Genomic DNA, 19,131 nt, shown 5'->3' on the forward strand with positions numbered 1-19,131 from the left:
GGCTGTGATTAAGCGACACTGGGGGCTGCTGGCTCTTAGCGCCGTGGCGGCGCTCGCGGCTGCGTATTGGGGGGCTACGAGTTTCGGGAGTCCGACCGCAGAGGCGACCGCCCAACTCATCTACAAGGGCCTTCCGATGCCGCCGGGGCCACGAGTTTACGAGCCGCCAACGCTGACGACCTACCGGGAGATCGCGTTCTCAAACCCGCTCATGCAGAAGGTCACCGACCACTTTGGGCTAGCGGTGCCCGCCTCGGAGATGCCCAAATTCTACGAGTGCGCCGTAACGCAGAACTCCAGCATCCTCCGGTTCAGCATCAATTGGGGCGACGAGCAGGACGCCATCGCGATACTGAATTACACGCTTGGCCTCTTGATTGACCAAGCGCGGACCGACCGGGTTAGCCTGCTGCGTGCGCACATGACGCACTACCAGCAGCAGCAGGCAGCGGCCCAGCAGGAGGCGGTGCGGACACTCGAACAGCTCCACGCGGCGCGGCAGCGTGAGGCGGAAGAGATGAGCTCGGGAAACCTCGTCAACAGCATGCACAACAGCACGGTGCAGCTGGCGATCGCATCTCAGGCTGCGATGGACGGAAAGCGGGTCGAGATGATGGGCATCGACGAGCAAGTTGCGGAGCTTGACACGCGGATTTTCGAGCTGACCAACCAACTAATGCTACAGCTCATTGGAACGGCGAAGAACGAAATTGAGAACAAAGGCGCACGGTACACTCAGGGGTCCCGGCGCTGGGAGGAAGTCCAGTCGGTGCGCGAAGCGCTCGATGATATGGCCGATCGCATCGCCGACGGCCACCCTTCTGACCGGTCCTCGTACTCCGAATGGAAGGCTGAATTCGTCCAGTTGATCTCGCCCGAGGTCGATCCCGGTCTGGTGGCAACTGATGACGTTAGAACGCAAGAAGCCCTGATCCGTCAGACGACCGAAGGCCGCGCGGCGCTGGCGCTGTCCAGAATCCCAATCACGAAGCAGGTGGAGCTGTTCGAGCAGCAGAGACTAAAGTACGAGCAGAACGCAGTGAAACTGGCGGGCAGCGTAACCGCCACCGCCGCGAACGACGTCCTCGACCTGGAGGCCAAGCTCCAGAGGACGCAGAGCAAACTGGCGGGTATCGAGTCCCAGCTAGAGAACATGCGTCAGCTCGTTGAGTGTGACACGCCAGAGTTTGAGGTCTTTATTCCGGCGTCGGAGGATACTACGGAACTTGGATCCAACAAGAAGAAGCTATTCGTACTCATCTTCGCGCTCGCGAGCGTGTTGATGGCGACGCCGATTGTCGGCTACGAGGCGCTGCAGCAGCGTGACGCGCCGGTGACAGCCTTTGCGAACCGATTCTCGATCCCGGTAATCGCCGAGCGGATGCTGAAGAACTTCCAGACACCTTCGCTGAGCCGGGAGGTCGCCGTGGACGACGACGTCCGGATGCTCGCGCTCCGGATCCAGCAGACGGTTGGAAAGCCCAATGGGGTGATCATGTTCACCTCACTCGGCGAGACGCCTCCGCCGGTCGCGTTGATTTCGTCGCTCGCCGAGTGCCTTGCAAACCGTGAGGAGCGGGTCCTCCTGATCGACGCCGTCGACCCGGTTCGCAATAACAGCCTGCTGGCTGTCACGCCGTCCGCCGGTCGTGGCGACATGCTTCTGCTCGGCGAGTCTCAGGGACAGGAACCCGAAGAGCCGACCCCCGAGAACAGCAGCCCGCGCTTCGGGCTCTCGGACTTCTTGTCTCGAGAGTGTGAAGGGGTGCAGAGTCTAATCCAACCGACGCTCTGCCCGGGCGTCGACTTGATCTCGCGAGGCAACGCCGCGTTCCCGCGTGAAGCGATGGCTTCGAGCTGCATGACCGAACTGCTGAACCACTGCCGCCACGCCTACACCAAGGTTCTGGTGGTCGGCCCCGGCGCTTCTTCCCTCGCCGACGTGGAGATGTTGGCCGCGCGGTCGGATGGCGTCGTCTTGACCGCTGACGACGATTCCCTGAAGTCCCCCAGGGCCGCCACCGCGGTTCGCGAGCTGGTCGAGCTGCAGGCGCCGCTGATCGGTATCGTCTCGTAGCGCAAACCATCGAGGGAACACCGTCGTCCTCATTGAACTACGCCCCCACCCAGCGGCCATGACTCTTACCCTCCTTATCAACACAATGGGCTTTGCCACGGCCTGTGTGACGCTGCTGCCCGCACTCGTGTTTGCCGGCCAGTGCCTGCTCGGCGTGGCAGCCAGTCGGCGCTCGAGCGTGTGGCGGGTAGGGCCGCACCGGGACGCCGTTGCATCGACACGCTTCGCCTACTTGTTGCCTGCGCATGACGAGGAGCAGGTAATCGGGGACACCCTGGCCGCGATCTTCGCGCAAGTAGAGCCGGGTGACGAGGTGGTGGTGGTCGCCGACAACTGCAGCGACGCCACCGCCGAAGTTGCGCGGCGGAGCGGGGCCTCGGTAGTCGAACGCACGGACCTGCAGAGGCGTGGCAAGGGCTGGGCGCTTGCCGCGGGTCGCGACTACCTCAAACAGCAGCCGCCCGATGTGCTGGTGATCGTCGACGCCGACACCCTCATTGGCGCCGGCTTCGCCCGCAGCCTGCGTGCTTGCCCCCAGCTGCGGGAACGGCCTGTGCAATCGACCTATGTTGTTTCCGCCGCCGACGGGGATGAGGTCGCTGGGATCTCGGCGCTTGCGTTCGCCGTCCGCAACGCGGTCCGCCCACTTGGGCTGCGTGCATTGGGGCTTCCTTGCCTGCTCAATGGGTCGGGAATGGCGATTCCCTGGGCGATTGCAGTTGACGCTCCGCTCGCCGGGGGGCACATCGGCGAGGAGTATCGGCTCTCGATCGACCTTGTGCTGGAGGGCCACCCGACTGTCTACTGGCCCAGCGCGATGGTGGCGGGCCCCCTGCCAACGTCGGACGAAGTCTCTGCGGGACAGAGGAGGCGATGGACGCACACCTCGCTTACCGTCATGCGTGATCAGATCCCGCGGTTGCTGTGGGGAGGTTTACGCCGTGGTGAGGTAGCGCCGCTAGCTCTGGCGGCCGACCTGCTGGTGCCGCCCCTAACGCTGCTGTTGCTGGCTCACTTGGCTGCGCTAGTTGTCACCGCTCTGCTCGCGTTGGTGGGCGGGTCCTTCGTGCCGGTGATGCTTGTTTTGACCGGCCTGGCCCTGGTGGTCTCTTCGGTTGCCGCGGCGGCGACACTGTTCAAATTTCCTGCCGCACGCAGGGTCCAGGCGGCGGCGCTAACTCGTTACCTGCGGCGACACCTTGCTCACGGGGTCGAATTCTTCTACCGCCCCCACACGCACTGGAACAAGACCGCACGGGAAGTCGTCAAGGACTAGAAGATTTTCTCAATCGCCTCTCGGTATCCGCTGTGTCGGAATCAGGCGAGCCATTCTTTGCCGGGGAAGTGCTCGCTGGCTTCGGCACTTGCTTGGCCGAGCTATTAAATGGCGCGAGCGGCGCTCTTTCGTAGGAGTGTCTTGAGCGTGGCGAAGGCGAGCTTGATTGGGTTGAGGTCGGGGCTGTAGGGCGGCAGGTACTCCAGGCGGGCTCCGGCCGCCTCGCGGACGCCGGCTCGCTAATGGCTGGAGAGGTTGCCCGTGAAGACCGTGTCACTGAGGCGGAGGGTTGGCGCCAGGTGCTGCTGCTCGTAGGCCAGAAATAGCTCGCCGTTCATCGGGCCGTCGACCACCAGCGGGGCGGTCATGCTGGTCGACCGGAGGGCCACGACGAAGGTCGTTGTCTTCCAGTGGCCGTGTGGGACCTTTACAAGATGTCCTACATGAACCTCCACCGAGTCCCGGAGCTTGCGGATCGAGTCGGGTAACGGCCATTGTCGGCACCCCGGAGCCAAGTAGATCTTACCGCCAAAACATGACGTGATTCAACAATGCCCTTCCTGCTACTCGCTCGCGTTTCGCGGTTCTCGTTGTGCTTAGTCCACAATGTTCAGTGCCCGCTTCGCGGCGGACTTCCAACTGCGTTCAGGATCCATGAACTGCCTGCGCAACCGGTCGCAGGCTGCGACCTTCGAAGAGTAGAGCAATTGGTTGGATACCAGCTTGGCGACCGATTCCCCGAAGCCGGCGCCGCTGTCTCGCGGAGCGGCAATCGCGGCATCTGCCACCACCGAGAGGGCAGGGCAGACATCGGAGGTAACGACCGGCCTGCGCGCGAGCACAGCCTCCGCGACTACTTTGTTGAAGCCCTCAACGAAGTCGGAACGTGTTGGCACGACGAAGCAGTGCGACTCTCCAATCAGTCTACGCATCTTTCCGCGGTCGCAGTGGCCGTGCAGCGTTACCCGACCTGTCAGGCCTTGCTTGGCGACCGCTTTCTGCAGCTCTTCGAGCGCCCCGCCTGCCCCGCATAGGTCGAGCTCCACTTCAGAAAAACCGCGCGACGTTAGGTACCGCATCATATCAAGCAATTCAAACACTCCCTTGTTCCGTTCAACGCGCCCGGCGTACAAGAGACGAAACGGGACGGAGAGAGAGGGCGCGTCGACGCCTTCGAAGATCTCGTCGTCGTAGCTCGGCAGAAACGGATAAACCGGTGAGTGTGAATCTCCGCACAACTGCTCAATCTGATCGGTCACATCCTGGGAAATCGATAGAACGGCGCGAGAAAAACGGCGGTAAACCAGCGCGTCAAGTCGGTAGAACCAACTCGCTGCGTGACCGGGGCGACCGTGCTTTGGCCAGAGCACGCAGTGGCAAGACGGGATCAACCGAGTGCCAAATGCCCTGTTGAGCAGGTAAGGAAAAAGCCGCTCCGTCTGCATAGCCAGGACTACGTCAGCGCGGTAGCGCAATGCCGTTGCCGCTAGCCCAGATGCGTATACAGTCCAGCCCGCGTGGTACGCAATTCCACTACTCGGACGTGGGGGAGGGCGGTGTTCAATAGTAAACCGTCCATCGCGAACCAAAGCTCGGTTGGGGTTGGAAGCAACGACGTAAGCCTCGATGTCCAGCTCGCGGCAGAGGTCAAAGAACTGTGAGGAGTACGTGGTGCTCGTCTGGCTCGGGTCGGGCTTTCCAGCCTTCCAACATTCGTAGGTACCCAGCACGTTTCCCGGGCCGGCCATGTAAAAGATGCGGCGGATGCTCACAGGTCGCTCTGTGGGGACTTCGGAACCAGGATGCTGCCCTCCGAGCGTGGGGCAACGCCGGCCGTCTTGTACTCCATCAAACGCGATTGCGACCCTCGCAGCCAGACGCCCAGCCCCTGGAGGATCCCAAGAAAGATCGGCAGTTTCGAGAGCATCGTCAGAATGCCGTACTCAAATCCCGACCGCCAGTCGGAACCGCGGCGCTTGTCCTTCCAGGCCAGCCGGAAAACCTGCAGCAGCAAGCCGACGCCGCCCGCGATCAAAACCATAGAGGCCGCAAGCGGGCCCGCGACAATGAAGCCGACGCCCGCGGCGGTCAATAGGGCGATCGGCGCTACAACGTTCCAGAAAACGGCGCTCTTGAGCCAGGGGGTAAACAGGTTGAGCCGGAATCGTCGCTCCACGTCCAGCGCCCCGTAACCGGCACGGCGCTGACGCCGCCACCACTCCGAGAAAGAATTCATGTTGGCGTCGTGAAGCGTCATCTCGTGGTCGAGTCGCCAGACCTTGCCGCCGTTCGCGCGGAGGCGGCCGCAGAGTTCCGGCTCTTCGCCTGCGGGCACGCTTGGGTCGAAACCACCGGCCTGCACGTACGCAGCCGCCCGAACCAGGAAGTCGCCGCCGGTGGAGAGCGCCTCGCCGATTGGCGAGTCCCACTCTCGGTCGATGAACCGGTTGTACAGCGACTGCTGTGGGCGGCACTCGCGTCGTCGCCCGGAGACCGCGACAATCTCTGGGTGCTGCGCTAAGAATGAGGCGCCGACCTCCAGCCACGTTGGATTGAGTTCGCAGTCGCCATCGACAAATTGCAGGAGCTCGGTATCCGGGGCCGCTTCAAGCAGCATGGTCGCACCCTCCTGCCGAGCACGGGATGCCGAGAATGGTTTACCCGGGTCCAGCTGGACCACCTTTACCCCCAACGCCCGAGCTGTTGCGACGCTTTGATCGCTGGAGCCGGAGTCGACGTACACTACTCGCGATCGGGGAAGCGGAAGGGATTCTAAGCACGCCGCGAGCCGAGGGCCCTCGTTGCGGCCAATAGCGATGATGCCGACGCTCATGAATCGCTCTCGTCGGCGGGCGGGGTGCGTTGCTTCACCACGACAGCCGGGACGCCAACCGCCACCGCGTAGTCGGGAACGTCCTTGAGCACGACCGCGTTGGCTCCGATCACGGCTCCGCGCCCGACGCGAATTTCGCCCAAGATGCAGGCGCCGACCCCGATGTCGGAGTCGTCTTCGAGGATCGGTAGTTCAAAGTTGTGCTGGGTGCGAACGACGCCGAAGGTGGTGTTCTGACGCACTTGGACCCGATCGCCGATGGCCGCGGCGTTAAGGATCATGCCGCCGTGATGCCACAGCCTCACCTGCCGCCCCACGCGGACCGTGTAGGGAAGGCTTATACCACAGGTCCACTCGACGAACCGGTAGAGGAGCTTGTAGAGAACCGACAGCGGCCAGCGGAGCACGCGATTGTGAATCCCCATCCGCCAGTTGCCAAAGCGGTGGACCGCGATCGCCCAGAAGCCTTGTTCCAGCAGTTTGTTGTCGTGGGTCTGGTAGTCCTCTCGGAGTAGCTGCCACAGCGAAATGCCCGACGGATTTTGGTTCGACGCTCCCGATGGATCTAGCGCAGCGCGGTCGGTAACCGACGATAGCGACGGCGGACAGTGTTCGGTCGGGGCGGTCCCGGCGAGTGAGGTCGACATGGCCGTGGTTAGGCAGTGGGGCGTGAGAAGGGCCTAGTGCACGCGGTTTAGTGGCGAAAGATTGTAGAGGATGAAGTCGGTGACGAGGCGTTTGGGGATCTGGTCGTGTTTGTTTTGGAGCACACGCCGGGCGCGGTACAGCAAGTGTCCCGCAAGCCAGCCAACGTCCGCCAGCACCCGAGCGCCGCGGCCGTAGTTCTTCTCAAAGTACTTCGCCCGGCTCTCGAACCAATACTTGGGGAGCCGCCTGGCAGCGCTAGAACGCTCGGTGACGTTGGAGCTCTGACCCACTAGGTGCACAACGCGGCTGGCCGAGACGTAGCTCGTCTTCCACCCCAGCCGCCTGGCCCGCAAGCAGTAGTCGACCTCCTCGTAGTACAGGAAGTAGTCCTCGTCGAGCAGTCCGACCTGGTCGATCACCTTGCGGTCAATCAGCATACTGGCTCCGGCGACCCAGTCGGCCAGCTCACGGGCGTCGTCCTGAGCCGGGGCAATTTCCGCCGAGGGGAACAAGCGAAACCAGACGCCTAGGTTGAGACCCCGTGCCAGCTCGCTCCCCGCGGTGTGAAACCGGAAGGCTGAAATCTGCGCCGAGCCGTCGGGGTCTTCCAGGCGGCTGCCGACGATCCCTACGCCGCACTCTACGTCGAGTGCATCGACCAGGGCCTTAAGGGCGCCAGGCCTGACGATCGTGTCGGAGTTCAGCAGCCAGTAGGCGTCGAAGGGAGTCTCGTGGTCGTCCTCGGCGGCCGCCATCCCAACGTTGTTGCCGTAGGCGAACCCGCCGTTTCGCTTGGCTTGGACGAGCCGGGCCCACCGCCAATCGTTCTCGCGAATCGCGTTCTCGATCAGTGCTGGCGAATCGTCCCCCGAGGCGTTGTCGACGACGTAGGCAGAAACATAGTCGCACTCATCAAGCACCGGCTGGAGCGACTCCAAGCACTGAATCGTCAATTCGGCGGTTCGGTAGTTGACAATCACTACCGCAATCCTGGCAGCCGCTGCCTTCGGTCCGGCGGGGCTAGCCCGCAGCGGTGAGGCGGTGGGGGTTAGGTGCATCAGCCAGAGGGGAGGGATGGGAGGGGAAGACGGCCTGCAGCCGATAGGCTAACCACCGATAACAACCGCCGCAACAGGTTGAATCCCGCGGCTGAGAATTGGCGGTTTCCTTACTCGGCGGCTGAGCCCCCAGCGAGCCGCAGTCGACGGCGCAAGCGAGTCGAGGGTCACAATTTCCCAAGGATCCGCGACGGACTTATCACGCAATTTATCAGATCGAGAATCGGAGTGGTGGGCAAGAGATAGTGGGCGGAAGACCGTACCGAAAGTCGCGGCCGCTCGTCTCGCCTAGATTGCCCATGCTTTTTGCTCACATGCGTCATGCGGACCTCCGCCTGCGCGAACGCTAAGCCGATTGGCACCAGTTTTGCCTAAAGGGCCGCGATACGCGACAGGCTTTATATCTGTGATCATGCACTTCGAGGTACAGCTTTGACATCCATAGCTTCGGGGCCAGCCCACTGGGCCCCCAGCGTAGACATGGCTGCTCCCGCCATTAATCAGGCAGCCGAAAACCCCCACCAACATCCCCACCGCGACTCGCAGCCCCTTTCCCGTTATGGCGCTAACCTAGCGCTCGATGGGGTCTTTTGGGGTCCCGCTGTCGATCCAAGGCCCGTCTACAGCCTGCTGAAGCGGCTGTTTGACTGCGCGGCTGGCTTGACGATCATTGCGGTCGCGAGCCCGCTGCTCGCATTGATCGCGCTGGTCGTCAAGCTCTGCGACGGCGGGCCCGTCTTCTACTTGCACAAGCGAGTTGGATTGCGCGGCGAAGAGTTCACGTGTCTGAAGTTCCGATCGATGCGGGTCGGGGCGGACGCGGTCAAGGCTCAATTGCAGAGTCAGAGCCAACACACGGACACGCGGTCTTTTAAAATTGCCAAGGACCCCCGCATCACCTTCGTGGGTCAGTTCCTGCGGAAAACGAGCCTCGATGAACTGCCTCAGTTGTTCAACGTGCTGGAGGGATCGATGAGCCTTGTGGGCCCCCGCCCTGCGTTGCCGCACGAGGTAGAGCAGTACTCGGGTGAGGACCTGCGACGCCTGGAAGTGAAGCCAGGCATCACGTGCATTTGGCAGGTGTCCGGAAGGAGTAACCTGCCGTTCCCCAAGCAGCTGGAACTCGACATCGACTACATCGAGCGTCGCAGTTTGGCGTTGGACATGCTGCTGCTGGTCAAAACGGTCCGCGCCGTGGTGAGTGCAGAGGGCGCGTATTAGAGCGTGATCGCCACTCGAGCCTCGCAATCGGCCCGCGCGGGCAGCACTGTCCCAAATGTCCAATCGCAGTCGTCGGGAGGCGTGATGACCGATGGCATCGGGGCGACTAGCGACCAGCCTAGCTTCTCCCCGCCGAGTGCCAACCTCTTCGGTATCGACATCCACCAGGTCGACATGCCCGCCGCGGTTCGGTGGGCGACGGAGCGGATGCTATCCGAATGGACTGGGTGCGAGCTCGTGTTCACTCCAAACGTCGACCATGTGGTTCAGCTGAGCCACAGCCGGGACCTCCGGGACGCCTATCGGTCGGCCGGACTGGTTCTGGCGGACGGCTGGCCAATTGTCACGGCTTCGCGTTGGCTTGGAAAGTCGCTGCCTTGCCGTGTGCCGGGGTCAGAGTTCGTGCCCCAACTGTTGGCCACGTCGCGCAGCGACAGGCCGGCAAGGGTGTTCCTGCTCGGAGGCGCCGAGGGCGTGCCTGAGGTTGCAGCCGAGCGTATCGTTGAGCAGTGGCCCTCGGTCGACATCGTGGGCGTCGACAGCCCGCCGTTTGGGTTCGAGCACGACGATGCCGAGGAGGAGAGGATCGTCGAGCTGGTCGCGGACGCGGAGCCGGACTTGCTGGTGGTTGGGTTCGGCGCGCCAAAGCAGGAGCTGTGGCTCGCCCGGACGCGCCCGAGGCTCCACGCAAAGGTCGCGGTCGCAGCCGGCGCCACCATCGACTTCCTTGCCGGACGGCAAACCCGCGCGCCGCGCTGGGTGCAGCGGTGCCGGATGGAGTGGCTGCACCGGCTTGCGACCAATCCCCGCCGACTTGCCGGCAGGTACCTTCAAGACGCCATCGTCTTCCCGCAGCTGGTCCTCCGAGAGCGTTCACGCCGATAGGCGGATGCGCCAGAACGCCCGTCACCCGTTCGCCGACTCCATTACGGCTGAGTCGGCGAGCCTCTCGCCCGGCAACTGCTCCGTGGTTATCATCGACTAGCTCGGGGCGGCTCTTGTCTGCAGTTTACTCCACGTGGCGATTGACGCATGCGAATCGGCTACCTAGTCAACCGCTACCCAACGACCAGCCACACGTTCATCCGGCGTGAGATCCAGGGCCTGGAATCGTTGGGGGTCGAGGTCCAGCGGTATTCTGTACGCGACACCCGCGAGGAGCTGATCGACCCAGAGGACGAACGCGAGAGCGAGCTGACAAAGATTCTGTTCCGCCCGCGGGCGATGCTCGCGGCGGCGTTGACGGTGGCGGCGACCCGTCCGCTTGCATTCATCTCAGCCTGCCGCCGAATCTGGGGACTGCGGAGCTCATCCAATGCAGGGCTCACAAAGCACGCGGCCTACCTTGCCGAGGCCTGCCTGCTCTTGAGGGACGCCGAGCGGAGTGGCGTCGAGCACCTGCACGCGCACTTTGGCACGAACCCAACCACTGTCTTGATGTACTGTCGTTTCCTCGGCGGCCCAACTTACAGTTTCACGGTTCACGGCCCGGAGGAGTTCGATGGTCCGCTGCTGATTTCGCTGCCTGCGAAGATTGAATCGGCGGCGTTTGTTGTTGCGATTAGCAGTTTCTGCCGCAGTCAACTGCAGCGATGGTGCGGATACGGCGACTGGTCGAAGATTCGAATCGTACGCTGCGGCCTTGATCGACTCTTCCTAGAGCAGCCGGTTCAGCCCATCTTGGAGTCGGATCGGTTTGTGACCGTGGCGCGGCTCGCAGAGCAAAAGGGCCTAATGACCCTGATCGAAGCCTGCGATCTACTGATGCAAGACGGTCAGGATTTTTCACTGCGACTTTTAGGGGACGGGCCTTTTCGCGAATTGCTCGAAGCAGAGATCTCCAGACGCGGTCTTTCCGACCGGATTGCGTTGCTTGGTTGGCAGCCGGGATCGCGAGTCTTGGCCGAGATCCAGCGGGCTAGCTGCATGGTGCTGCCGAGCTTTGCCGAGGGGCTCCCCGTGGTGCTCATGGAAGCCCTAGCGAATGCTCGCCCCGTTATTGCCACCCAGATCGCGGGCGTACCCGAGCTCGTGCGACACCACGAGAGCGGGTGGCTGGTCGCGGCGGGGGACCCGCAGGCGCTTTTCACCGCGATGCGAGACGCGGCAGGCTCCGAGCCAGGACGGCTCGACACGCTAGGGCTCGCGGGCAGAGAAATTGTGCAGCGTCAGCATGACGCGCGGCAAGAAGCGGCTGTTCTGAAGCGAGCCCTGGAGGCCGCGATCGAAAGCGAGGTTTAGAAGCGAGGCTGCACCCAGTGGGGTGCGGCCGCCGGCCCGTGGTCGACTCTGGCAGACCCGCCCAGGTCTGTTAATCGTTGATCTGGTTGCCCGCCGCCCGATTGATCGCCTCGAGCACTGTTTCCGCAATGAGGCTGCTGTTGTCGGGCTGGAACATCTCTAGGTGTTGCCCGGGGACGTGGTGCACCGAGACCTCTTGACTGACGAACTGTCGCCAGCCGTAGTATGTTTCGAAGTCGGTGCCTATCCAGTCAAATGGAATCGCTGCCTTCACCAGCAGCACGGGGGAGTTCAGCTTGTGCGTGGGACGGTACCTCTCGCGAGCCCGCCAGAGCACGATCGCAGTCTCCCTCAACCGCTGATTCAGCTTCTCATCCGCCACTCCGGGGAGGTCAAACAAGCCGTAGCTGTCATCGTCGTCGAAGTGGGCCTGGATCTTGTCGCGGACGTAGTTGTACCGCTTGTTCCACGGCAGGGGACGCAACTGCTTGGCGTGTTCAATCGCCCGCTTGTAGGCCGGCTTCGTCTTAGGGTGCCCGGGCGCTTGGCCGTCGAAAGAGATCAGGACAGGGACCCGGCGCCCCATTCTTTCAAGCCGGATGCCCAACTCCTGCGCGACCAGGACGCCGAAACTGTAGCCGCCCAGCACCACGGGGCCGTCCGGGATCTCTGCGAGGAGCTGAGGGAGGTAAGCCTCGACGACCTCTTCAACGCTGTCGACAAGTTCATCGTCCTTGTGAGTGCCGACCGAGTTAAAGACATAGACAGGATGGTCGCCGAGCAAGTGGGCGACCCGCTCGAATGTAAATCCGTAGCCGCCAATCCCTGGCACCAAGACGATCGGGATGCCCGAGCCGGTTTCGATCGCGACCAGGTGTCGGTGTGGGTTGTCACTAGCCTCGCCAGTGATGAGGCCAGCGATCCCGCGTACGGTTGGCGCCTGCATGACGGCGCCCAGCGGCACGCAATGCCCCAGCTCCTTCTCGATCGCTACCACCAGAGACACCGCGAGCAGGGACTGGCCTCCGAGATCGAAGAAGTTGTCGGTTACCCCGACTTCCCGCCGGAGAAGTCTCTCCCAGATCTGCACCAGGTCATTTTCGAGCTGCGTGGCCGGGGCCACACGGTCTTCGCTACGCTCGTCGGTTGTGCTGAGGAGAGCCATGCGATCGATCTTGCCGTTGCTCGTCACCGGCATCGCGTCGAGCATCACCACGTGCGACGGCGTCATGTAGTCGGGAAGAAAATCGGCCAGGCGTCTCTTGATTTCGTCGGCATCGCAACCCGGACCTACCACGTAGGCCGCCAACGCTTTCTGACCGCCCGCGTCGGTGTGGGCGATGCAGACTGCTTGTTCGACTCCCGGCGCCGAAGAGATCGCCGACTCCACCTCCCCCAACTCGATTCGGTACCCCCGGATCTTGACCTGAAAATCAGAGCGGCCCAAGAACTCCATGCACCCGTCCTCGTTGAAACGAGCCAGGTCGCCGGTCATGTACATCTTCTCACCGGGCACGAACGGATCATCGATGAACCGCTGTTCGGTTAGCTCTGGCCGATTCAGGTAGCCGTTGGCGAGGCACTCGCCCGCGATGTAGAGGTCCCCAGGAGCGTGGTATGGGCAGGGGGAAAGATCCTGGCCCAGCACGTAGTATCGGGTGTTTTGAATCGGGAATCCGTAGGGGATGCTAGTCCAGCGGGGATCGACTTCGCCAACCGGAAAGTAGTTCGACCAGATGGCCGCCTCGGTGGCGCCCCCCAGGCTCATCACCTGAGCATTGGGGAAGGCTTCGCGAACGTCGTCGGGAAGAGTCAGGGGGATGTAGTCCCCGCTCAACATTACGAGCCGCAGGTCCCGAGAGTCAGCGGGGAAGAGGGGGACTAGCCGTTGCAGAGCGGCGGGCGCCGAGTCCCAGATCGTAATCTGAGAGTTGACGAGCGACTCGACGATTGCGTGCGGGGAGTCGAGCGTCTGCTCCGATGCGACGACCACCGTCGCGCCGGCCCCCAAGACGCCGAACACGTCGTACACGGATAGGTCAAAACAAGGGGAGGTCACAAACAGCAGTCTGTCAGACGGCCCCACCTGCATCGTTCGGTTGACCCACTCCAGCGTGTTGACGACCGCTTTGTGGGAGAGCAGCACTCCCTTGGGCTTGCCTGTGCTCCCTGAGGTAAAGATGCAGTAGCAGGCGTCATCGGCACTGACGCCGGCGGCAGGCCTCTGGTGGCTGACGCTGTCGTCGCACGCCGCCTCAATGGTCACGAAGTCGCGGTCTTGAAACTTGACTTCAAGGGCCTCTTCCGTGAGGACTGTTGCTGCTTGGGCGTCCTCCAAGATGAAGTCGATGCGTTCCTGGGGGTAGGTAGGTTCAATCGGAACGTAGGCGGCTCCGGACTTCAGGATGCCCAGCATCGCGACCACTAGGTTGAGGTCGCGCCTCATGCAGAGTCCCACGAATTGCCTCGGTCGCACGCCGCGCGAACGGAGGGAGTTGGCAACCTGATTCGCCTTTTTCTCTAGCTGCCGATAGCTGAGCGACCGGCCGTCACACTCCACGGCGATAGACTCCGGTCGCGCCGCCGCCTGCTGCTCGAACAGCTGCTGTATTAAAGCATCTTCGGTGAAGTCGTGACTGGTTTCGTTGAAATCGTAAACGATCCTGTCTCGCACGTGGTCGGGCAAGACCCGGACCTCCTTGACTTTCTCGGCATCAACGATCGACTCCAACGCAGTCGCTAGGTAGGTAGCCATCTGTTCGGCGACCTCCGGTTCAAAACGTGAGTTGAGAGCTATGGTCCGGATCTCCAACTGCCCTCCCCGCGGGTCGTTCACGACCACGAACGAAAGCGGGACCGTGGGCTGCTCGTGGAGCGAGATCTCGGTGGCGTCCCAGCGGGAGTTGAGGCAGCGCAGGCTGTGGCTCAGGTCCTGCGTCTCGTACATGAGCAGCGTCTCGAAGAGGCTGTGCTGCAGCCCGCAGGCGGTCTTGATATCGGCCAATCGGACGGCGCCGTGCTGGCGCTGCTTCATCGTGGCCAGGCGTGCGCGGTAGGCCACGTCGCTGAATAGATCCTCTTCGTCCACCGTCAGACGCAACGGCAGCGTGTTGATGTACAGGCCCACTTCGTCGATTGCGTTCGCTGGCGCACGGTTGGAAAGCACTTGGCCGAACACGACGTCGCGGTCGCCGGCTAGCCGCTGGAGGAGGATGGCGAGTGCGGCCTGCACGAGCGACGACGCGGCGAGGTCGAGACGCTCGGCCAGGGCATTGAATCTGGCGGTCGCCTCAGGGCTCAGTCGCACGCTTGAGCTCGTCGACCCACCAACCGGTAGCGGGCGGGTGGCCGGTTCGCTGCAGGGCAGAGGAGTAGGGCAGGTCTTGCCTCTTAAATACTCACAGAAATACTCGACACTGCGACCACGCGTCTCGCAAAGCCACTGCAAATAGTTTGCGTGCGCGTTTTTAAATGGAGGGGGTGGAAGGTATTGGCCGGCAAGCAACGTATCGTAGGCGTCGAAAGCCTCGTTTAGCACAGGGGCAAAGCTGCGGCCGTCGACCAGAATGTGGTGTACTGTCCATACAAACGCAGTACTGGTGCGATCAGTCAGTAGCGTTGCGCGCATGAGAGGAGAATTGGTGAGTTTAAACCCACGCGTCCGATCCTCCCGTAGGAATTCTGGCAGGTCTCCCGACGCGGTTTCTACTGTCACCGTCGCGTCTCGGTGGTACGAAACCGAGCCATCGGCGTCAAACGTCGCCGACAGGCCCGCGTGCGTTCGCACGACATGGGTGAACGCCTTGCCTAGCAGTTCGGCGTCCATTTCCGGCAGACCAGAGATGACAATCTGCTCGAGGTCGAATCCAGCACGTGGGTCCAGCATCCAGGTGAAGAGTATGCTTTCCTGCATCGGGCACATCTGGGGGGCGGCGCTGTGGCTGGAGAACCCTGGCTCTGAAATGGGGCAATGTGCAATCGCGTCGATCGGAGGCGACGGGTCTACCCTCGCCGACGACCCGGTTCTCACTGGGAGTTCCTGGGTCGCGTAGGAGAGGCAGCCCAGAGTCCAGCGACGCTCCGACCAAGCCCCGTCAGGTTGAACCTCAGGAACTCGTCGAACCGACGGTGGCTTCCGCACGGGGAGAAGCAGCTGCCTTGGGGGGCACATCCATTCAAAGACGTTACTTCCGGATGAAGGTCGTGATTCTAGCTGGGCGGGCGTCGGAACCGCTTTGGGGCGACCTTCGCGCTGCATTCGGTAGGCAATTCAAGGTGGGTGCCAAGCATCTGCTCACAGCGTCTGTAGGCGCAAGGCGAGCGATTCCAGAGTACTGATTCTGGCGCCGTGGGCCTGCCGCGTCCCGGTCCATCCATTTGCGAACTGCGGCGCCTTCAGCCTGTGCTTAGCTGGTTCTATCGTAGTCTAAAAGGCCGGGGAAACTAGACACGAGTTTGCAGGATTCCGCATGCAGGGAGTGCCCCGCGATTCTTGCGGGACACGTCAGGAAAAATGCGGCTCCGAAGGTCTGAAGAGACTGATTCTAGGGCGCTTTAGTGACGCGGCTCCGGTGTGGAAGGACGCGGGATTCCGGGCGCTTCTGGCGAGCAAAGCCGCGATCCACCCGCCCGCGGTTCGCGGCACGAATCCGGCCGTCTTGCCAATGGTGGACCGTTCAGAGCCGCCAAATAATACGCCGCGTCCTACGGGCAGGACGCAAAGGATCAAGCTAAAAGGGGGCGACCGGTCCAGTCCCCTCCGCGTCAGGCTGACCATTGGTCGGTCCGATGGCCCCGCCCCGGGAATCAGAGCCAAGCACCATCGCCGCGAAGTTCCCGAGTCATCTCCATGCACTCGGCGTATACATACGCGTGTCCGAAGTTGCCGGACTAGAAAGCACCAGCTTGGCGCCGCCAGAAGGTTGGTTCGTACGGCCGCGTCGGGATCTGGCGGCTCGGCGGCTTAGTCATGCGCCCGCAGCTGAGGTCGTGCCAGTCGCGAAGTGCTCTCCCCTCACACGCGGGCGAGTACAGTGTCGAGAGTTTGACGCAGGACGTTGCCGCTGTTGCGGAGGCCCTGCATCTCCTTCGGCCAGAGTTCGATCTCGTGCCGGGCCATCACGCCGTCGCGGCCGACGACCGTGGGGACCGAGAGGGCAACGTTGCGGATGTTGTAGCAGCCGTCCTGCACGCTCGAGACCGGCAGCACCTGGCGGCTGTCGAGGGCGATTGCCTCGATGACGTCCTGGATCGCGACCCCTACGGCGAAGCCGGCGCCCCCCTTGCCGCGGATCACCTCGGCGCCGCTCCCCTTGGTGCGGGTGAAGAGCTGATTTGCAAGGTTGGCGTTCCAGCCAGGGTACTTGTCGATCGGCAGGCCGGCGATCGTGGCGCTCGACCAGATCGGCACCATGCTGTCGCCGTGCTCGCCAAGGATCAGCGACTTGACCTGGGTGGGGGGCGCGCTGAGCTCCGCCGCGATCAGGCTGCGGAAGCGGATGGTGTCGAGCTGGGTGCCGAGCCCGATCACCTGGTTCGTAGGCAGCCCCAGCCGCTGGGCGGCGAGGTATGTAAGCACGTCTACCGGGTTCGAGACCACCAGCACCTTCGCGCACGACTTGGGGCCCGCCTGCTTGACGGCGTCGAGGATTGTCAGGAACAGGTCGACGTTGCGGTTGATTAGGTCGAGGCGGCTTTCGTCCGGCTTGCGGCGGAGGCCGGCCGTGATGCAGATCACATCGCTCGTCGGGATGTGCTCGTAGCCTCCCGAGTTGATGACCTGGTCGGCGATGCTCGGGCCGCCATGCAATAGATCGAGCGCCTGGCCGGCGGCCATATCGGCGTTGGCGTCGATTAGGCTGATCTCGCGGACGATGCCGCCGGCCTGCAGGGCGAAGGCCGCGCACGAGCCAACCAGCCCGCCGCCGCCGATAATGCTAACTTTCATGCTTTGGTGCTCCCTCTAAGTCGTGTGCCGCGTCGCCGGAGTTACGGTTGCTGGGTGCTTACTTCTTCGACAGGGCTTCCACCACGCGTTCGGTGATCAGCTGGACCATGTTCTCCATGTCGCTGCTGGCAGCCGGGGCCGCCGCGGGCGTCGGAACGGCCGGCATGGGGGGCGGGGCGGGGAAGCCCCGGCGCTCGACGCCCGAGTCCTTCCAACTGTCGCGGAAGATGTCGTTGGCGCAGATGTCGCAGTTTTCAAACTCCTTGTGCAGCCGCGGGTCGTCGAAGCCCCACTTCTGCTTCAGGTCTAGCAGCTCCTGCGACTTGTCTTTGCTCAGGAACGACACGTTGCCCACCTGCTTCGCCAGGATCAGGATCCGGCAATAGGCGTCGAGGATCTCGGTCCACCAGTAGGCTCGTTCGACGTTTTCGCCGTAACTCACGGTGCCGTGGTTGGCCAGCACGATGACGTTCGTGTTGTGGACGAACGGGAGGATGGTTTCGGCGAAGGCCTTGTCGCCGGGGGTCTCGTACCTGGTGATCGGCACGTCGCCCAGAAAGACTTCGACCTCCGGCAGGATGCACTGCGGGATCGGCTCCCGCGCGACCGCGAAGGCCGTGGCGTGGGGCGGGTGGCAGTGCACCACGCTCTTGATCTCGGGCCGGGCCTTCATGATCTCCAGGTGCAGCAACGCCTCGCTGGAACGCTTCTTCGACCCGGCGATCTGGTTGCCGTTCATGTCGACCGTGCAGATGTCTTCCGGCTTGAGGAAGCCCTTGGAATGCATGGTCGGGGTGCAGAGCACCTCGTTCTCGCTCACGCGGTAGGTGATGTTGCCGTCGTTCGCGGCGGCGAAGCCCTTCTTGTAGATCCGGTCGCCGATCTCGCAGATCTCTTGCTTCATCCGGTGGACGTTAATCATGGTGGGTCCCTGTCGGTTGACGTTGGTTGCTTGTTCTAGATGAGTGATGAGTCTACTGGTCGAAGAGCGTCAGCTTGTCGAGGATCGCGGAATTGTACGCGTCGACCGGCTTGAGCTCCGGGCGGAAAGGCTGGGCCGCCTCGCCGCTTTCGCTCAGCGCGATCAGCGATCCCTCGCCGGCGCCGTGGTCGTCCCACACCACAAGCGGCTCGCCCGCCGGGTCGCGGTCGTGCGTCAGTTCGTCGAGCGTCATCGGCACAGCCAGACGCAGCGAACCGCCAGCCAGGCTAGGGTGGCTGCGGCTGAGCACGACCGATCCGATGACTTTGGCGATTCTCACTGCTCGGGTTCCTCGGGGCGCTAGCCCTTAACCAGTTGGACTTGGTTGTCTTTCAGCAGGTCGACGACCGCCGGCGTAACGATCGCCCCGGCCTCGACCCGCAGCCGCGACACGCCGGCCAGTCGGCCGCGGAGCGTCTCGAGGGTGACGAGCCGCTCGCTCAGCGCTAGTTCCTGCTTCGGGGCGGCCGCGGCCTGCAGGGTGACGCCGCCGGCCTGCAGACGCCGCACGACCTCGGCGACGATCCATTCGAGTTGTTCTTGGCTGAGAGTCACGTCAGTGCTGTTTTGCCGGAGGCGGCATGCTAGTGGTCGCAGATCCCGATCACGATCCAGCGGACCGGGGTGTTCTCGGCGGCGAGCACCTCGCGGGCGGCGCGGCCGTCGCTGGTGATCATCACGTTGTCGTTCTTGCCCGCGCCCATCGTGTCGACCGCGATCAGGGGGTCGCCGTCGGGGGTCTGGGCGTCGGGGCCGTAGGGCTGCACGACCAGCAGGCGGAAGCCCTCCATTGAGCGGTGCTTCACGGTCGAGGTCGCGCTGCCGACTACGCGGGCGTTGATCATGGC

At 63.0% G+C, this 19,131-nt stretch carries 15 protein-coding genes and 1 pseudogene; 5 read left to right on the forward strand and 11 right to left on the reverse strand.

Features of this window, described 5'->3' with window-relative positions; translation table 11 throughout:
* Nucleotides 1-43: 43 nt before the first annotated feature.
* Nucleotides 44-2,077, forward strand: a complete 2,034-nt coding sequence (locus tag Pla123a_RS03545) for a hypothetical protein (protein ID WP_146584136.1) — start codon at nt 44-46, stop codon at nt 2,075-2,077.
* 58 nt (nt 2,078-2,135) lie between these two features.
* On the forward strand, nt 2,136-3,353 hold the full coding sequence (locus tag Pla123a_RS03550; RefSeq protein ID WP_146584137.1) for a glycosyltransferase family 2 protein: 1,218 nt from the start codon (nt 2,136-2,138) through the stop codon (nt 3,351-3,353).
* 110 nt (nt 3,354-3,463) lie between these two features.
* On the opposite strand, the pseudogene Pla123a_RS24900 reads toward Pla123a_RS03550, so the two are convergent.
* The 5 genes and pseudogenes from Pla123a_RS24900 to Pla123a_RS03575 form a co-directional block, all read right to left on the reverse strand.
* Nucleotides 3,464-3,787, reverse strand: a pseudogene (locus Pla123a_RS24900) (transposase); the annotation flags it as partial.
* 162 nt (nt 3,788-3,949) lie between these two features.
* Nucleotides 3,950-5,125 carry a glycosyltransferase family 4 protein gene (locus Pla123a_RS03560; RefSeq protein WP_146584138.1) on the reverse strand — a complete coding sequence of 392 codons (1,176 nt, stop codon included), beginning with the start codon at nt 5,123-5,125 and terminating at the stop codon, nt 3,950-3,952.
* A complete protein-coding gene (locus tag Pla123a_RS03565; RefSeq protein WP_146584139.1) occupies nt 5,122-6,186 on the reverse strand; it encodes a glycosyltransferase in 1,065 nt (354 codons plus the stop codon). The genes Pla123a_RS03560 and Pla123a_RS03565 overlap by 4 nt, the downstream gene beginning before the upstream one ends.
* Nucleotides 6,183-6,833, reverse strand: coding sequence for a serine O-acetyltransferase (locus Pla123a_RS25225; RefSeq protein WP_146584140.1), 651 nt, complete (start codon nt 6,831-6,833; stop codon nt 6,183-6,185). Before Pla123a_RS25225 ends, Pla123a_RS03565 begins: the two co-directional genes overlap by 4 nt.
* A gap of 33 nt (nt 6,834-6,866) precedes the next feature.
* Complete coding sequence (locus tag Pla123a_RS03575; protein ID WP_197527641.1) at nt 6,867-7,814, reverse strand: glycosyltransferase family 2 protein; 948 nt, start codon at nt 7,812-7,814, stop codon at nt 6,867-6,869.
* A gap of 558 nt (nt 7,815-8,372) precedes the next feature.
* Between Pla123a_RS03575 and Pla123a_RS03580 the strand changes: the two genes are divergently transcribed.
* The 3 genes from Pla123a_RS03580 to Pla123a_RS03590 all read left to right on the forward strand — a co-directional run bounded on the left by Pla123a_RS03580 (nt 8,373) and on the right by Pla123a_RS03590 (nt 11,354).
* Entirely contained in the window at nt 8,373-9,113 is a 741-nt protein-coding gene (locus tag Pla123a_RS03580) for a sugar transferase (protein WP_146584142.1), read from the forward strand.
* A gap of 84 nt (nt 9,114-9,197) precedes the next feature.
* Nucleotides 9,198-9,998, forward strand: coding sequence for a WecB/TagA/CpsF family glycosyltransferase (locus Pla123a_RS03585; RefSeq protein ID WP_146584143.1), 801 nt, complete (start codon nt 9,198-9,200; stop codon nt 9,996-9,998).
* A 228-nt stretch (nt 9,999-10,226) separates the two neighbouring features.
* Nucleotides 10,227-11,354 (forward strand): glycosyltransferase, encoded by a 1,128-nt coding sequence (locus tag Pla123a_RS03590; RefSeq protein WP_197527642.1) that lies wholly within the window; start codon nt 10,227-10,229, stop codon nt 11,352-11,354.
* A gap of 70 nt (nt 11,355-11,424) precedes the next feature.
* Here Pla123a_RS03590 and Pla123a_RS03595 read toward each other — a convergent pair whose 3' ends face one another.
* From Pla123a_RS03595 to Pla123a_RS03620, 6 genes are all read right to left on the reverse strand, one after another.
* Nucleotides 11,425-15,267 (reverse strand): non-ribosomal peptide synthetase, encoded by a 3,843-nt coding sequence (locus Pla123a_RS03595; RefSeq protein ID WP_197527643.1) that lies wholly within the window; start codon nt 15,265-15,267, stop codon nt 11,425-11,427.
* Between the two features lie 1,101 nt (nt 15,268-16,368).
* The gene (locus tag Pla123a_RS03600; RefSeq protein WP_146584146.1) at nt 16,369-17,301 is read right to left on the reverse strand and encodes a lactate/malate dehydrogenase family protein; all 933 of its coding nucleotides are present in this window, start codon (nt 17,299-17,301) and stop codon (nt 16,369-16,371) included.
* A gap of 58 nt (nt 17,302-17,359) precedes the next feature.
* The gene (locus Pla123a_RS03605) at nt 17,360-18,223 is read right to left on the reverse strand and encodes a class II aldolase/adducin family protein (RefSeq protein ID WP_146584147.1); all 864 of its coding nucleotides are present in this window, start codon (nt 18,221-18,223) and stop codon (nt 17,360-17,362) included.
* Nucleotides 18,224-18,275: 52 nt separating this feature from the next.
* Entirely contained in the window at nt 18,276-18,563 is a 288-nt protein-coding gene (locus Pla123a_RS03610) for a EutN/CcmL family microcompartment protein (protein WP_146584148.1), read from the reverse strand.
* Between the two features lie 20 nt (nt 18,564-18,583).
* Complete coding sequence (locus Pla123a_RS03615) at nt 18,584-18,838, reverse strand: hypothetical protein (RefSeq protein WP_146584149.1); 255 nt, start codon at nt 18,836-18,838, stop codon at nt 18,584-18,586.
* A 29-nt stretch (nt 18,839-18,867) separates the two neighbouring features.
* Nucleotides 18,868-19,128 (reverse strand): EutN/CcmL family microcompartment protein, encoded by a 261-nt coding sequence (locus Pla123a_RS03620; RefSeq protein ID WP_146584150.1) that lies wholly within the window; start codon nt 19,126-19,128, stop codon nt 18,868-18,870.
* Nucleotides 19,129-19,131 lie beyond the last annotated feature (3 nt).

The organism is Posidoniimonas polymericola, from assembly GCF_007859935.1.
In the GTDB taxonomy this organism is placed as follows: domain Bacteria; phylum Planctomycetota; class Planctomycetia; order Pirellulales; family Lacipirellulaceae; genus Posidoniimonas; species Posidoniimonas polymericola.

Excerpts from the sequence above, each read along its gene's own strand:
- Pla123a_RS03550 (WP_146584137.1), top strand. The coding sequence starts at position 2,136 with ATGACTCTTACCCTCCTTATCAACACAATGGGCTTTGCCACGGCCTGT.
- Pla123a_RS03565 (WP_146584139.1), bottom strand. The coding sequence starts at position 6,186 with ATGAGCGTCGGCATCATCGCTATTGGCCGCAACGAGGGCCCTCGGCTC.
- Pla123a_RS25225 (WP_146584140.1), bottom strand. The coding sequence starts at position 6,833 with ATGTCGACCTCACTCGCCGGGACCGCCCCGACCGAACACTGTCCGCCG.
- Pla123a_RS03580 (WP_146584142.1), top strand. The coding sequence starts at position 8,373 with ATGGCTGCTCCCGCCATTAATCAGGCAGCCGAAAACCCCCACCAACAT.
- Pla123a_RS03585 (WP_146584143.1), top strand. The coding sequence starts at position 9,198 with ATGACCGATGGCATCGGGGCGACTAGCGACCAGCCTAGCTTCTCCCCG.
- Pla123a_RS03595 (WP_197527643.1), bottom strand. The coding sequence starts at position 15,267 with ATGCAGGAAAGCATACTCTTCACCTGGATGCTGGACCCACGTGCTGGA.
- Pla123a_RS03600 (WP_146584146.1), bottom strand. The coding sequence starts at position 17,301 with ATGAAAGTTAGCATTATCGGCGGCGGCGGGCTGGTTGGCTCGTGCGCG.
- Pla123a_RS03605 (WP_146584147.1), bottom strand. The coding sequence starts at position 18,223 with ATGATTAACGTCCACCGGATGAAGCAAGAGATCTGCGAGATCGGCGAC.
- Pla123a_RS03620 (WP_146584150.1), bottom strand. The coding sequence starts at position 19,128 with ATGATCAACGCCCGCGTAGTCGGCAGCGCGACCTCGACCGTGAAGCAC.